Origin of the sequence: Streptococcus suis (assembly GCF_002964575.1) — a bacterium.
Classification (GTDB): Bacteria; Bacillota; Bacilli; order Lactobacillales; family Streptococcaceae; genus Streptococcus; species Streptococcus suis_R.
The window spans coordinates 68,655-83,456 of record NZ_POQQ01000040.1; the positions used below are offsets into that span (position 1 = coordinate 68,655).

The 14,802-nt window shown below is 41.7% G+C and carries 15 protein-coding genes; all 15 read right to left on the reverse strand.

Going from position 1 to position 14,802, the window contains the following annotated elements:
- Positions 1-15 precede the first annotated feature (15 nt).
- The 15 genes from C1E58_RS03760 to atpD all read right to left on the reverse strand — a co-directional run bounded on the left by C1E58_RS03760 (position 16) and on the right by atpD (position 14,795).
- The gene (locus tag C1E58_RS03760) at positions 16-816 is read right to left on the reverse strand and encodes an HAD family hydrolase (RefSeq protein WP_105209397.1); all 801 of its coding nucleotides are present in this window, start codon (positions 814-816) and stop codon (positions 16-18) included.
- Positions 816-1,655, reverse strand: a complete 840-nt coding sequence (locus C1E58_RS03765; RefSeq protein WP_105209398.1) for an SDR family oxidoreductase — start codon at positions 1,653-1,655, stop codon at positions 816-818. Before C1E58_RS03765 ends, C1E58_RS03760 begins: the two co-directional genes overlap by 1 nt.
- A 1-nt stretch (position 1,656) precedes the next feature.
- The gene (locus C1E58_RS03770; RefSeq protein WP_105209399.1) at positions 1,657-2,757 is read right to left on the reverse strand and encodes a mannonate dehydratase; all 1,101 of its coding nucleotides are present in this window, start codon (positions 2,755-2,757) and stop codon (positions 1,657-1,659) included.
- Positions 2,758-2,770: 13 nt separating this feature from the next.
- Positions 2,771-4,171, reverse strand: a complete 1,401-nt coding sequence (uxaC, locus tag C1E58_RS03775) for a glucuronate isomerase (protein ID WP_105209400.1) — start codon at positions 4,169-4,171, stop codon at positions 2,771-2,773.
- A gap of 1 nt (position 4,172) precedes the next feature.
- Complete coding sequence (locus C1E58_RS03780) at positions 4,173-4,793, reverse strand: bifunctional 4-hydroxy-2-oxoglutarate aldolase/2-dehydro-3-deoxy-phosphogluconate aldolase (protein WP_105209401.1); 621 nt, start codon at positions 4,791-4,793, stop codon at positions 4,173-4,175.
- Between the two features lie 122 nt (positions 4,794-4,915).
- Positions 4,916-5,632, reverse strand: coding sequence for a FadR/GntR family transcriptional regulator (locus C1E58_RS03785; protein WP_105209402.1), 717 nt, complete (start codon positions 5,630-5,632; stop codon positions 4,916-4,918).
- A 45-nt stretch (positions 5,633-5,677) separates the two neighbouring features.
- Positions 5,678-7,477 (reverse strand): beta-glucuronidase, encoded by a 1,800-nt coding sequence (gene uidA / locus C1E58_RS03790; RefSeq protein WP_105209403.1) that lies wholly within the window; start codon positions 7,475-7,477, stop codon positions 5,678-5,680.
- Positions 7,478-7,492: 15 nt separating this feature from the next.
- Positions 7,493-8,521 carry a sugar kinase gene (locus C1E58_RS03795; protein ID WP_105209404.1) on the reverse strand — a complete coding sequence of 343 codons (1,029 nt, stop codon included), beginning with the start codon at positions 8,519-8,521 and terminating at the stop codon, positions 7,493-7,495.
- A gap of 55 nt (positions 8,522-8,576) precedes the next feature.
- Complete coding sequence (locus tag C1E58_RS03800; RefSeq protein ID WP_105209405.1) at positions 8,577-10,130, reverse strand: MFS transporter; 1,554 nt, start codon at positions 10,128-10,130, stop codon at positions 8,577-8,579.
- 193 nt (positions 10,131-10,323) lie between these two features.
- A complete protein-coding gene (locus C1E58_RS03805; RefSeq protein ID WP_105209515.1) occupies positions 10,324-11,160 on the reverse strand; it encodes a DNA/RNA non-specific endonuclease in 837 nt (278 codons plus the stop codon).
- 29 nt (positions 11,161-11,189) lie between these two features.
- Positions 11,190-11,381, reverse strand: a complete 192-nt coding sequence (locus tag C1E58_RS03810; RefSeq protein WP_105113934.1) for a DNA-directed RNA polymerase subunit beta — start codon at positions 11,379-11,381, stop codon at positions 11,190-11,192.
- On the reverse strand, positions 11,374-12,657 hold the full coding sequence (murA, locus tag C1E58_RS03815) for a UDP-N-acetylglucosamine 1-carboxyvinyltransferase (RefSeq protein ID WP_105209406.1): 1,284 nt from the start codon (positions 12,655-12,657) through the stop codon (positions 11,374-11,376). Before murA ends, C1E58_RS03810 begins: the two co-directional genes overlap by 8 nt.
- 23 nt (positions 12,658-12,680) lie before the next feature.
- Positions 12,681-12,905, reverse strand: a complete 225-nt coding sequence (locus tag C1E58_RS03820) for a DUF1146 family protein (RefSeq protein ID WP_105209407.1) — start codon at positions 12,903-12,905, stop codon at positions 12,681-12,683.
- 56 nt (positions 12,906-12,961) lie between these two features.
- On the reverse strand, positions 12,962-13,378 hold the full coding sequence (locus C1E58_RS03825) for a F0F1 ATP synthase subunit epsilon (RefSeq protein WP_105145390.1): 417 nt from the start codon (positions 13,376-13,378) through the stop codon (positions 12,962-12,964).
- Between the two features lie 10 nt (positions 13,379-13,388).
- Positions 13,389-14,795, reverse strand: a complete 1,407-nt coding sequence (gene atpD, locus C1E58_RS03830; protein WP_105113937.1) for a F0F1 ATP synthase subunit beta — start codon at positions 14,793-14,795, stop codon at positions 13,389-13,391.
- Positions 14,796-14,802: the final 7 nt, after the last annotated feature.

Consider the following 14,802-nt stretch of genomic DNA (forward strand, 5'->3'; position numbering starts at 1 on the left):
GCCTCTAGCCCTTCTCTAGTCGTCTAAATTATTCCAAAATGCCTGTATCAATTCTGTTTCTTTCTCACCTGTGAATGCTTGATGAACAAATACATCTGCAATCGTTTCTGTCAAATCTGTCCAAGATTGCATCTCTCGTCCTACTAAAATAGGATAGAAATGGACACCGTTCAATTCCGCCGCCTTCAAATCACCAGGCGAGTCACCAATCATCATAATCTTATCAGGACAATACCCTTCCTCTATTAACAGTTTGATGACATCTTCTTTCTTGCCACGGTCTTGACAGTACAATTCTGTAACAAAGTCCATCAAACCTTGGTCTGTCCACTCTTCTTCTACTGCTTCCTTATTAGCAGAAGAAACCACGTAGACTTTTCCTAACTGGCTCAATTTTTCCAAGCCCTTGTGAACGCCGATGAAGGCTAAAACAGGACCGCTATAAAGTTTAATGGCTTGATTGACTTGAGTGGACCATTTTAAGGCTAATTCCAAGTCTTTTGACGGCTGCTCCTCTATCAATCTTTCCAGAGAAGCATTTGATAAAGAATCTGTGGTCGCGACCCAATTTTTCAAGTTGTCTATACCAGTCACTCCTGCAAATTCTAAACCTTTAACCAAGCCTACAAAACGGTTAATGCCACGTTCTCGTGAGTACAGATTGACTCGATTCCATTCAGCTAGAAACGGTTCTTTATCTTTGACATCAAAAACATCTGCAGCCAAGGGGCCGAAAAAGAGTTTATGTTTGTAGGTCATGGTATCCATGGCACAGCCGTCAGAGTCCACACAAAATACGTATTCCGTCCTCATCATCAGACTCCTGAATAGGCTGAGAAGCCACCGTCAATCGGTAAAACAACACCGTTGACAAAACTTGCCAAATTCTCATCCGCCAAGAAGAAGACCCCTCCGACCAACTCTTCGGATTCACCAAACCGTCCCATTGGCGTATTGGTCAAAATCTTGTTGGCACGTGCCGTCGGTTGACCGGACTCGTCAAATAGCAAGCCACGGTTTTGGTTGGTAACCAAGAATCCAGGTGCAATCGCATTACAACGGATGCCAACTTTTGAAAAATGGACTGCTAACCATTGGGTAAAATTACTAATAGCAGCCTTGGCACCTGAATAGGCTGGAATTTTTGTCAAAGGAGTAAAGGCATTCATGCTGGAAATATTGATAATATTTGCTCCAGAACGACCAATCATATCCTGGGCAAAGACCTGTGTTGGTAATAGGGTTCCTAGATAATTCAGATTGAACACAAAGTTGATACCTGCTTCATCCAAGTCGAAGAAAGTTTTGGTATCAGCTGGCAGTCCAATCTCATGGAATTCATTGTCAGTTGTCGCTTTGGGACTATTGCCTCCTGCACCATTGATTAAAATATCTACAGGACCAAAATCTGCTAGGACTTGCTGGCGAACTTCTTCCAAATTTTCCTTGGAAAGGACGTTAGATTTATAGGCTTTCGCAACGCCTCCTGCTGCTGCAATCTCATCAACAAAGACCTGAGCCGCAGCCTCATTCAAATCCAAAAGCGCAACCTTTGCACCTGCCTTAGCAAATTCTTTTGCCAAATAGCCACAAAGAACGCCTCCTGCACCTGTAATAACAACAACCTTATCTTTAAACTCAATAACGCGTGACATATTAGCTCTCCTTATTTCCAACCGTTTTGACTGTAATTCCAAAATCTGGCGTCTTGCCTGCTGCTCGCATATTGGCTTCATAGAGGCCGTTAAAGTAGGTTGCGCCAAGTGCACGATCATACAGACCATAACCAGGTGTCTTGGTCTGGTCTCCCCAGATGCGACGACCGTGGTCTGGACGCAAGGCACCAGTCCAGTCATAGTCTACCAATAATTTAACAACAGCGTTCATGTCAATGTCACCAGCCTGTGACAAATGTGCAGTTTCTTGGAAGCCCCAAGCACCTGCCGTCACATTGCGCGTATGCATAAAATTGATGCGATTGCGTTTGAGAGCATATTCTGTCATGGCAAGGACATCATTTTTCGGATCAGAAGCATAGGATCCCACACACATGGTAATTCCATTGTGCTCTGAATCATAAAGATTCAAAAATCGTTCAACAGCTTCTTGACCAGTGATGATACGCGGCAAGCCGAAAATCCCATACGGAGGGTCATCCGGGTGAATGGCCATTTTGACGCCAGCCTCCTCAGCCGTTGGCAAAATCGCCTTGATGAAATACTCCAAATTCGCCCATAAATCCTCTTCGGAAATATTTTGACGATAATTTTCGATAATGGCCTTCATTTCTTCCTTGGAATAGGATGAATCCCAACCTGGTAAGTTCAAATCATCCGCCACAGGATCAACACCTGCTAAATCCGATTTAAGGAAAGCTAAAGAGGTCGATCCATCTGGAAGTGGGTGATGCAAGTCTGAACGGGTCCAGTCAAACACAGGCATGAAATTATAGCACACAACTGGAATACCTGCAGCCCCTACATTACGGATGGAAGTTTTATAGTTTTCGATTAACTCATCGCGATTTGACTTCCCTTGTTTGATGTCTTCATGGACAGGAATGGATTCAATAACAGTAATTTCAAGTCCTGCCTCTTCTACCATTTTTTTCAGCTCTAGTATGTTTTCAAGGGGCCAAGCTTGACCAACCGGTACATCATAGACAGCTGTCACAATTCCCTGCATACCAGGAATTTCTTTAATCTGTCCAAGTGTTACAGGATCCTTTTTCCCATACCAACGAAATGACATTTTCATGATTTGCTCTCCTTTATTGTTCAAAAAATTCTTTGGCATTGTAGTAGGATATGGCTTCTACAAACTGCCCTAAACGATTGTAATCTTCAGGCACTTCTTCATCAACAATCCATTTGCCGACATAAGTCGCTAAAATGCGTCTGAAATAATCATGCCGTTGATAAGACAAAAAGCTACGTGAATCGGTTAACATTCCAACAAAATTCGCTAGCATCCCTTGCTCTGCATAGGCATTCATCTGGTCAATCATACCCAACTTGGTGTCATTGAACCACCAACCAGCACCAAATTGTAGCTGGCTACGAATCCCTTCCTCATTGGACTGGAAATTCGCCAAAGTATTGGCTAGGGCAATGTTGTAACTTGGATTGAGATTGTACCAAATCATTTTTGGAAGGGCATTTTCTTTGACCAAGTTATCTAATAAACGATTCAAGTTCGCTGATAAACTGGTCTGATCTCCAATCGAATCCACGCCTACATCTGCTCCGAGTTTGTCAAACAGTCCTGTATGGTTGTTCCGTAAGGCGCCAAAATGAACCTGGGTCACAAAACCATGTTTCTTGTACAATCGACATAATTCTCTAAAGATGGCAGTCTGCCATTTATTGATACTGGATTGGCCAACTTCTTTACCTGCAAGTCTTTCTAGTAAAATATCATCAAGCTCTTCAAGGCTTGCTTCTTCGTATGAAATAGCCGTAAAACTGATGTCACTTGCTCGGCAACCATGTTGAGCAAAATAGGAAACGCGCTGACCTAGTGCCTCTACAAAACTTGTAAAGTCCCTTACTGTTCCCCCTGTTACTTCTTCCAAGCGTTTAATAAATGGATTGAAATTTCGATGTTCTATAAAGGCTTCATCTGGGCGGAAAGTTGGTGCCACTACAGTATCTATAGTTGAGTCCTCAGCCAAGCGCTTATGCCATTCCAAGCTATCTAGTGGATGGTCAGTTGTCCCAATAAAGGTCACCCTAGCATCCGCAATCAGTTTCCGTGGACTAACTTGATGTTCTTGCAAATAGGTATTGAGCTGATGATAGAGTCGCTCCGCATTTTCTTCTGTCAACAATTCATCAATACCAAAAACTTGTCGCAATTCCAAATGACTCCAATGATAGAGAGGATTTCCGAAAGCCTGTTCCAAGGTTCTTGCCCAAGCCTTAAACTTATCTAGTTTACTTGCTGAACCTGTGATTTCTTCCTCTGAGATACCATTTGCCCGCATCAAGCGCCACTTATAATGGTCACCCCCCAGCCACAGATCAACAATATCTTCATAAACCTTATCTTCAAAAATTTCCTTAGGGTCCAAGTGACAGTGGAAATCGTAGATAGGTAGCTCTGCTATTTTGCTGTAGAGCTCCTTAGCGGGCTCATTTTTTAGCATAAAGTTTGTATCGTTAAAACTCATTTTATTCCTCCAAGGCTGCTACAAAACTGCGAGCAATCATCCTTACACTTTCATAACCCTCAGCATGTACTCGACTTGCCAAAGCCGAACCGACTCCAACAGCACAAGCACCTGCCTTTTTCCAAGCTGCAACATTTTCAACTGACACTCCGCCTGAAGGCATCAAATCTACGTCAGGAACAGGACCGTGAATATCCTTGATAAATCCAGGCCCCAACACGCCACCAGGGAAAAGCTTGATAATGGGACATCCTGCCTGACTAGCTGTGACAATTTCTGTTGCAGTTGCACACCCTGGGAAATAGAGTACCTCAGCCTCTTGCGCCAACTGCTGAATATCCTTATCAAAATGAGGGCTGACTAAGAAACTAGCACCTGCATCAATTGCCTCTTGAGCTAAACTAAGATTCATTACTGTTCCTGCACCAATGACTACGGAAGAATCATCTGATAACTCTTCTTTTAACTCTGTAATGACTGCTGCAGCGTTGGGTGTCGAAAATGTAATCTCAATATTTCGAATACCTCCCAAAACCGCCTGGCGAGCAATTTCTTTTGCATCTTCTTCATCTTTTCCACGAATCACAGCGAAAAAATAATTTTCTTTTAATTGCTTTAACATCTTGACCTCCAATTAGAAAGCGTTGTCATCTATAGTTATAGTATATAATTCGTCAGATGATTTGTCAAGAAAAAATAAAAAAATACTCAGAAGAATTCTTCTGAGTATATGAATAAACACTTCTACTTATGATCATTCAATCCATGTAGGGTCATATCTTTATCAAACCATTCACTTAAAACAACCTGTCTTACCGAGATTATATGTGCTAACATGCTATCATACGCTGCAACAGGATGGCGTTGTTTGATAGCCATTAAAATATTTCGGTGAGCCTGCAAACTATCCGATTTCATCTGACGATTTGAATAGTTTTCATTGATCAGATGAATAGACTGGTTGATAACAGGCATCAAACTAGTCATGGCTAGATTTCCGCTCATCTCCGCCAACATACAGTGAAACTGTACATCCAATTCTAAATGATGAGGGTCGCCAGCAATAACTGCTTCTTCGATAGCGATAACAATTTCTTCCAATCTTGCAACATCGTCATCCGAAGCAAACTGAGCTACACGCTCTGCAATTCTAGGCTCAAGCAAATACCGAATTTCAAACAAATCTGTCGTCAACTTCACTCGATCTCTGACTAATGAAAAACCTAAGGGATCTTCTGACACACCTTTTTTCGAGCTAATGTAGGTCCCCGACCCTTGACGTACTTCTAAGATATTTCGAGTAGCTAAACTCCGAACCGCCTCACGAACAGTCGAACGTCCAACCTCCAAATCTTGAGCTAGTTCATACTCATTAGGTAACTTATCCCCTACGTTATATTCTCTCTCAAGTATCAATTCTAATAAGCGTTCCGCTGCTTTTTCAACCAAGGGTCTTGCCATGTGATTGGTCCTCCAATACAACTTTCTATTTGCTACTATTATAGCTTATTTCTTTTTATAATGGTAGATTGGAATGGAAGTCCAACGTTTCTTTATTTCTCTAACAATCCGCTTAGGCTGACGATTCCGTGAGAATAATCCCTTATGATTTCCTTGAATGCGAATGAGACCAACCGTGGTTTCAAAATCCGCAAAATTCCATACCTGCTCCCCAACTAAATTAGGAATTGAATCAAATACTCGATGGTTCATATCATAGTAATCCACCTGAAATTCCTCTGTATAAGGAATATCCCACATCGAATGCAAACCTGGAAGGGTATCTGCACCATATTCCGTCATCAAAATCGGCTTGTCAGGGTAAAGTTTTTGCCAGATCTCTAATTCTTGACGGAGTCCTTTCTCTGCCGCCTTCAAGTCACCATGAGCAACATACCAACCATAGTAACGATTGAGACAGACAACATCGACCAAATCCATAACCTCATCCTTATCAGGCGTTGCTGTCATAATATTGACCAAGGTCACAGGACGCTTAGAAGGATCTCTGTCCCTCATGCGCTGAATCAAAGGTTCAAAGTAAGCACGCGCTCCCTTTTCATGCCCTGCCGGTTCATTGGCAACAACCCACATCACTACAGAAGGATGATTCTTATCACGCGCTATCAATTCATCAATCACCAGCTCATGAGCCTCCTTGGTTTGCATAACTTCCCAAGTGTTTTTTACTTCTTCAGAATCACCAGTCAAATTCAAGGCCGCATTGAAAAGCTGGAACAGTCCAACTGCTGGCACTTCATCAAGGACGACGATTCCCAAACGATCTGCCAGCCGCATCATTTCCTCAGAATAGGGATAATGAGATGTCCTAAAAGAATTTGCTCCAATATCCTTCAGTAAATTCAAATCCATCAGATTGGCTGCTTCATTGAAACCACGACCATTAATAAAGGTATCTTCATGTTTACCAAATCCCTTGAAATAGAAAGGTTTTCCATTGATGAAAAACTGCCCATTTTCAACCGCAACACTACGAATACCGAATTGTTCTGAGTAGGTGTCGAGCAAGTTTTCTCCGTCAAATAATTCAACTTTAGCAGTATAGAGATAGGCATCCAAGACTTCCCAAAGGCGTGGATGTTCAATGGCCATTTGTCCATTTTCAAGAAGACCTACTTCCTGTCCCTCTTGATCTAAAATAGACACACGGATGGAATCGTACTGCCCAACTATCTTCACATCAACATTCACTACCGCCTGAGTCAAATCTTGATTTAGCTCCGTCCGAATAACAATATCCTCAATTCTATTTTTGGGACGTTTATAGAGATGGACTGTCCGCTGGATACCAGCATAGTTGAAAAAGTCAAAATTCTCCTTGACGGTCTTCACAATTTGACCATTCCCATCCACTTCTTCGCTATAATTCCCTACTGGAAGGGTTGTGTAATTCAACTCATTATTGGCACAGACTGTCAAACGGAATTGGTCAGCGTCGTATAAGTTTGATGGAATCAAGCATTCAAAAGGTGTGAAACCACCCTTGTGCTCCCCGATTAGCTGACCATTCGCATAGACTTTGGCCTGATGCGTCACCGAACCAAAACGCACAACCAACTCCTCATCAGCTGATACGACAGGGAGAGCCACCATGAGTTCATACCAATTATCTCCGACAAAACGACGCTTTGCTTTATCGACAATAACATCATTAAAAGAACTCGGTACAACCATTACTTCATCTGTATCTAACAGACTATGAACATCATTGTTCCCTTGCTTAAAAGCCCATATTCCATTTAAAGAATAAACTGAGCGTGTTTTTGTTTGTATAGGATACAACATACTTTTTCCTTCTTTCTATCGTTTTATTTCACGTGACCCTTTTTTCAATAGCAAATCAATATCTGATTGACTGATGACATTAATGTCCCCTTCAATGGTATGCTTGAATTGAAAACTAGCCATCCCCAAGTCAACTATTTCCTGTGGCGTTTTTTCCTGCAAATAACCCAAAATAATTCCTGCTGTAAAGGCATCCCCTGTCCCAACTCGGTCCAAAACTTGAATGGATTCTTTTTCCGTTTCATAAAGAATACCATCTTGATACAAGTATGCTTTCAGCAAATATTCATTATTGTAGGTCATTTCCCTCTGGGTAAAAGCAAGACACTGCAAAGAATACGCCTCCGCCAGACCTTTCACTACCGCCAACAAGACTTTTTTATTTTCATAAGGGCGCTTCAACCCCAGTTCATCCTTCACATCTTTTCCAAATTCATTGAAGAGTTGAATAGGCTCTAGACCAAAGCAAATATCTGCTAAACCTACAAAAGGAGATAATCTCTCCCTCGCTTCTTCAAAAGAAGACCACAAACTTTCTCGATAATTCAAGTCAAAGGAAACCTTAACACCCTGTCCTTTTGCCATCTCCATCAAATGAAAGGCCAGTCGATAAATATCTGGATTCAAAGCGACCGTTATACCACTCACATGAAACCAATCGACACCGTCAAACATACCTTCCAAATCATATTCTTCTTCCTTGGATAAGCTGAAAGTAGAATAATCACGGTCGTAGGTCACCTGGCTAGGTCTAAGAGAGAAACCCTTTTGATAATAATAAAGACCCAGCCTTCCCTCTTTTCGAATCACATATTTCTGTCCAATCTGCCTTGCAAAAAGAAAATGTTCTGCCATTTTCCCCACTTCATTCTTAGGCAGTGCCGTCACCAACTCGACTGAGTGACCAAGCTGAGCCAAGCTAGCTAAAACATTCAACTCCGAACCACCAAACTGACAATCTAAACTCGTGGCCTGTGTCAAGGTCTGATAATGGGGAGGAGATAGCCGCAATAAAACTTCTCCAAATGCTAAAATTTTCTTCATGCCGCCTCCTAGATGAAAGACCCAGCTGGCATCCACCAACTAGGTCGTTATTGTATTATTTATCGTCGTATTGGTCAACCTTATATTGAGTTACATCGACATAATCCATATCAGATAATGGAACATTATTTGCTATATCACGCACACGTTCCTCATCTTTTGCTGCCTTCATAACATGGATTTTTTCTTGAATCCGTGCCATTTCTTCACGGTCTAGTTTGTAGAATTTCATCAAGAACAAGGATACGCTCAATACTACTGCTGGAATAACTGTCAATAAGACAATCAAGGCCATTCTCAAATCATTTGAAAATGCAGTTTCAACTGTTGGATACTCTTTACCAAATCCGATACCTGCTAATACAAAACCAACAACCATTGGAGCAAATGAAGAAGCGATTGAGTCTGTCAATGAGAAGATAGTCCCAATCATACCTGACAAGTAACGACCAGATACTGAAGTTTCATAGTCTGTAATATCTGCACCCATTGTCAATACCAAACCAGATGGAGCACTAGATGCATAACGAGCAATGATATAAACAATAAAGAAACCGATTGTGTAGAGATTCCAATTTGACAAGTCTAACATCCCTGGTTTAGCAGAAAGAAGCATAACTGCTAGAATGATGAGACCTGTAATACCTAATTGCAGCGCGGTTACATATGCAAAACGTAAACCTTTACGACGAGCTAACTGAGCTGCTCCAACTGTTACTAGAATACCAGGTAAAATCAAAAGCATAGACATCTTTCCTGAAAGGGCATAATCACCAAAGATGATACCATACAGCATAACCCCAATAACAGAGTCGCCGAAAAGCTGTGCAACAAATTTTACAAAGGCTGCAGAAATTGAAAGAACTTGCAAAGGTTTATTTCCTTTGATAACTTTCCAGTAGTCTTTCAACTTAGTTTCTTGTGTCTTCTCACCAAGACCAAAATATTTCTTATTATCTTTTTCCCAGATACCAATAATGGCAAGAATAGCCAAAACAGCTGAAATTATGACTACACCAAGGAATAACTCTTGGAAGAATCCTGGTGTAAAACCTCCATGTTTTGGAACCAAAGTTCCTGATACAATAACTTGACTACCAGTCATTAAGATAGTTGTTGCAATACCATCAACAATGTTAAAGATTGGACGTTGTTTTGGATCATTGGTAAGTGCAACCTGACCAGCTTTCGTGATAGTTTGTTGTAATGAATAGCCAATTTTATGGATAATTAAAACAACTAGGAATAAAGGTAGACGCAAACTTTCACTAACACCACTCAAACCTAACATCATAAAGAGTGAAGCTGCAGTGATGATATTCCCCAAGACTAAGATTGGACGATACTTACCAAACTTAGTATCCGTTTTATCAATGATAACTCCAATTGACGGATCAATAAAGCCATCAAAGATACGGATATATCCCATCAACTGACTAACAAATAATGCTGCTAATCCAAGTACACCTGTCGATAGATAAGTTACGAAAGTAAATGCAACCAAATAAATATTGGTCGATGAATTATTCATCGCAAACAATATAATTTGCCATAACTTGGCTTTGTTATAAGTAACGTCTTCGACACGTTGCTCAACATGTTTTTCCATCGGAAAGTCCTCCTAAATTTTTCTACGATAAAATCGTAAGCGTTTTCTTTAAGTATATTTTAATATTCATCTGATGATTTGTCAATTGTTTTTGTAAAAAAATTTAATTTTTATTAAAAAAAAGACGATTTTAAGTAAAAATCGTCTGATATATTGCATTTTTGAAATACTAAATCATCTGAGAACTTATACACTAGTTAGCGTGAATCTCTCCACTATGATAATTAATACTCAACCCACTCTGCACATTCGGTACAAAGACATTAAACTCTAAGCTGCCATCGGATGATTTTGCTTCCAGATGGCTTCCGACTGGAACTAGGTCGTCATTTTCTGCATAGACCAGGGTGACACGGTAACGTACCCGCTTGTTCTTGTCTAGTGCTTTTCGTACCAAGGTTTCAAAGTAATTCTGCCCTGTCGAGGTAGGGTCGTTGGCTTGGTTGGACCAGGCTGTCTGAACTGCGATATTCTTAGGATTGCTGGTTGACGCATCAAAACCAGAAAGTCCCCCAATTAAAGCATAACCTAGAAGATGTCCACGATCAACAGCGTGATCATATTCACCTGGCAAATCATGAATTTGGTGCCAGCCAGCAGGTGTCCAAGATGTCCGACCATTACCAGTTGCCTCACGGTCCTTGTACTGCCTTGTCGACTTTGCTAGAAGAGCATTAGCGACTGTTGGAACCGTCTCTCCCTGAACAGTCTTTGTCTTGTTATCCCCATAAGGTGCACTGGCGACCGAAGCATCTAAATCAGTCTTATTGCCGTTAATTAGAAAAGCTCCAGCTCCATTCCATTCAATGGAATTCCCAAGTTGTTTCCTTACTTTCTCCGTCAATACCGAACTAGCTAGCTCCTGGCTAGGTGTAAACTCGCTTGCTTTCGACTGATTGACATAATAAGAATAGTTTGCAGCATTGTCGCTGCTCGTATTATTTAAAAAGTAGCCACCACCAACCACAACGATAGTAGCTAACAAACTTAGTAGGCTCATAGCCTGTTTCTTTACATTTTTCTTCGCCATAAAATCTCCCATCAAAAAAGTAGGTTACCCTACTTTCCTGTAAATTTATTGATTAAATCTTGCCATTTTGCAGGGGATAGGACTGCAAATAAATTATCCCCATCACCAATGACACCATAGCCTACCATAAGTCCTAAAGCAAAAACCAGTAGGGCTAAAAGTGCTACGATAGCAACCAGAAGCAGATTTTTTCCAACATAGTTCAGATTTTCCTTAAACATTTTCACTTTCTCCACTTACACGTCTGATGTCAGCGCCAAGTCCTGCCAATTTCTCATGGAAACGATAATAGCCTCGGTCCAAATGGGTTAATTTACCAACAATTGTCTCACCTTCAGCAACTAAACCAGCTAAAATCAAGGCGGCACTAGCTCGCAAATCCGTTGACATAACTGGTGCTCCCTGTAAGGCTTTCCCACCTGTAATAATAGCTGTATCCCGTAAAATCTCCGAATGCAAATCCATCCGACGCATTTCTTCCAAGTGTTGGAAACGATTCTCAAATACCGTTTCAATCATGGTCGATTCACCATTTGCAACTGCCATAAGAGCCGTAAATTGAGCCTGCATATCTGTTGGGAAACCTGGATGAGGCAAAGTTTTTACAGTTACGGGTTTAAGTTTATCCACTTGCGACCGAACTCGGATTCCCCCTTCTTCTTCTGTCACTTCAACCCCCATTTCTAACATCTTAGAAATGAGTGGGCGGTTGTGTTCCCAGACAGCATCCTTAACCAAGACATCTCCGCCTGTCATGGCAGCAGCCACCATAAAGGTTCCTGCTTCAATTCTGTCTTGGACTACTTGGTGTTCAGCTCCATGCAGCTGGTCAACACCTGTGATGGTAATGGTTTCTGTACCAGCACCCTTGACCTTGGCACCCATTTTATTGAGGAAAACTGCTAAGTCAACGATTTCTGGTTCCCGCGCAGCATTTTCCAAAACAGTGGTACCTTGCGCCAGTGTCGCCGCCATCATTAGATTTTGAGTGGCTCCTACACTTGGAAAATCAAGATAGATATGGGCCCCCTGCAATTTCTCTGCACTCGCCTCAATGTAACCCGCACGTTGCTTAATCTTGGCACCAAGTGCCTGCAAGCCCTTCAAATGCAAATCAATTGGACGGCTACCGATGGTACAACCACCCGGCATGGATACCTTTGCATAACCATTTCGAGCCAAAATTGACCCCAGAATGACAATAGAAGCCCTCATCTGACTTACATACTTATAAGGCGTTTCATTACCAAGACGACCTGTCGCATCAATGTCAATAGTCTTGCTATCTTCATCAAATTTGACCCGAACTCCTAAACCACGAACGACGTTGTTCATGGTATAGACATCTGACAAAATAGGCACTTGAGTTAATTTGGTCTGTCCTTGACTAGCTAATACCGTCGCTGCCAATAAAGGTAACACAGCATTCTTTGCCCCTTCGATTTCTACCTGACCCTTCAAGCCATTTTTACTACCTTTAACAATAATTCTGTCCATTTACTATCCTTTTCTCACTTTAATCACATATTTGCAAATGAGCGCCCTACCACCAACAATTCCAAGAAAAAGTTGGAAACTAGGTACCCTAAAGCAATGGCTAAAAAGAGAATGAGCAGATTGATTTTCCGCTGATTTTCTCCTGTAACCTTTAACCACCGTGACCAGTCAACAGTTGTCACCAAAAGATGATGGGCCAAATAGATAAAAAGTATGTGACTAAAAAATTGTAAAATTGAAATAATCATGTTTCCATTATACCACGAAATGCAAAAAAGGAACTGAACTAAGTTCAATCCCATTTTTAATGTTTACCCACTCGAATACGGTTAATAGCCCTTTGGAGTGCTACTGTAGCACGTTTTTCCAAATCAGCATTGTGGGCCTTATGAGCTTCTTCAAGCTCTCTTTCGGCACGCAACTTAGCCCTTTCTGCACGACTGATATCAATATCACGTTCTCGCTCTGCTGAGTCCGAAATCACCGTAATCATATTTTTATTGATTTCAATAATCCCACCATTGACGGCAATCCAGTCCACGTGATTTTCATCATCAACACGGCGGACTTTCATTTCATCGATTTCCAAAACGGCAATCAGTTCCTCATGCCCAGGATAGATTCCCATCTCACCTTCGACAGTCTTTACCAAAACAAAGGCTGCATGGTGGTCATATTTCATTCCATCCGGTGTCACAATTTGAACAGTCATTTGTTCCATAGGTCACCTCTTAGAATCTCATTTTTGCAGCTTTTGCGACTACATCCTCGATTGAACCGACATTTCGGAAGGCATCTTCTGGTAGATGGTCATGTTTACCGTCCAAGATTTCCTTAAAGCCTTTCACTGTTTCAGCCACTGGCACATAAGAACCTGGCATACCTGTAAATTGCTCAGCAACGTTGAAGTTTTGAGATAGGAAGAATTGAATACGACGAGCACGTCCAACCAAGGTCTTCTCTTCGTCAGACAATTCATCCATACCGAGAATGGCAATAATATCTTGCAATTCTTGGTAACGCTGAAGAACACGTTTGACTTCCATAGCAACTACATAGTGCTCTTCCCCTACGATTTGTGGAGAAAGGGCACGAGATGAGGATGCCAAAGGATCTACTGCTGGATAAATACCAAGCTGGGTCAATTTACGCTCCAAGTTAGTCGTTGAATCCAAGTGGGCAAAGGCTGTTGCTGGCGCAGGGTCTGTATAGTCATCGGCAGGCACGTAGATAGCCTGGATAGATGTAACAGAACCTTTCTTGGTTGAGGTAATCCGTTCTTGTAATTGACCCATCTCCGTCGCAAGTGTTGGCTGGTAACCAACGGCTGACGGCATACGACCCAAGAGGGCAGATACTTCTGAACCAGCCTGCGTGAAACGGAAGATATTATCGATGAAAAGAAGTACATCCTGACCTTCCACATCACGGAAGTATTCCGCAATGGTCAAACCAGTAAGAGCAACACGCATACGGGCTCCTGGTGGCTCATTCATCTGACCAAATACCATGGCCGTTTTTTCAATAACACCTGACTCCTTCATTTCCCAATACAAGTCGTTCCCTTCACGAGTACGCTCACCAACACCAGTAAATACAGAGATACCTCCGTGTTCTTGGGCAATGTTATGAATCAATTCTTGGATAAGAACGGTTTTACCAACACCGGCACCACCGAAGAGACCAACCTTACCACCTTTTAGATAAGGTGCTAGGAGGTCAATTACCTTAATCCCTGTTTCCAAAATTTCGCTTGAAGTAGATAACTCATCAAAAGCTGGTGCCTTTTTATGAATTGGCTCACGTTCAAAATCAGCTGGGAAAGGCTCATCAAGGTCAATGGTATCTCCCAAGACATTGAAGACACGACCCAGAGTTTCCTTACCAACTGGAACGGAGATTGGTCGGCCTGTATCAAGTACTTCCATCCCACGAGTCAATCCATCTGTTGATTCCATGGCAATGGTACGAACAACGCCATCACCAAGTTCCAAAGCAACTTCAAGCACAACTTTTTGCTTGGAATCATCATTTTTATATACAACGAGTGCGTTGTTAATCTCAGGAAGTTTATCTTCTGCTGCAAACGCAACGTCTACAACGGGTCCGACAACCTGAGTAATTTTGCCTGAACTCATTCTATTT

Coding starts and splice junctions, on each gene's coding strand:
- C1E58_RS03765 (WP_105209398.1), bottom strand. CDS start 1,655: ATGTCACGCGTTATTGAGTTTAAAGATAAGGTTGTTGTTATTACAGGT.
- C1E58_RS03760 (WP_105209397.1), bottom strand. CDS start 816: ATGATGAGGACGGAATACGTATTTTGTGTGGACTCTGACGGCTGTGCC.
- murA (WP_105209406.1), bottom strand. CDS start 12,657: ATGGACAGAATTATTGTTAAAGGTAGTAAAAATGGCTTGAAGGGTCAG.
- C1E58_RS03820 (WP_105209407.1), bottom strand. CDS start 12,905: ATGATTATTTCAATTTTACAATTTTTTAGTCACATACTTTTTATCTAT.
- uxaC (WP_105209400.1), bottom strand. CDS start 4,171: ATGAGTTTTAACGATACAAACTTTATGCTAAAAAATGAGCCCGCTAAG.
- C1E58_RS03800 (WP_105209405.1), bottom strand. CDS start 10,130: ATGGAAAAACATGTTGAGCAACGTGTCGAAGACGTTACTTATAACAAA.
- atpD (WP_105113937.1), bottom strand. CDS start 14,795: ATGAGTTCAGGCAAAATTACTCAGGTTGTCGGACCCGTTGTAGACGTT.
- C1E58_RS03805 (WP_105209515.1), bottom strand. CDS start 11,160: ATGGCGAAGAAAAATGTAAAGAAACAGGCTATGAGCCTACTAAGTTTG.
- C1E58_RS03810 (WP_105113934.1), bottom strand. CDS start 11,381: ATGTTTAAGGAAAATCTGAACTATGTTGGAAAAAATCTGCTTCTGGTT.
- C1E58_RS03825 (WP_105145390.1), bottom strand. CDS start 13,378: ATGGAACAAATGACTGTTCAAATTGTGACACCGGATGGAATGAAATAT.
- C1E58_RS03770 (WP_105209399.1), bottom strand. CDS start 2,757: ATGAAAATGTCATTTCGTTGGTATGGGAAAAAGGATCCTGTAACACTT.
- C1E58_RS03780 (WP_105209401.1), bottom strand. CDS start 4,793: ATGTTAAAGCAATTAAAAGAAAATTATTTTTTCGCTGTGATTCGTGGA.
- C1E58_RS03785 (WP_105209402.1), bottom strand. CDS start 5,632: ATGGCAAGACCCTTGGTTGAAAAAGCAGCGGAACGCTTATTAGAATTG.
- uidA (WP_105209403.1), bottom strand. CDS start 7,477: ATGTTGTATCCTATACAAACAAAAACACGCTCAGTTTATTCTTTAAAT.
- C1E58_RS03795 (WP_105209404.1), bottom strand. CDS start 8,521: ATGAAGAAAATTTTAGCATTTGGAGAAGTTTTATTGCGGCTATCTCCT.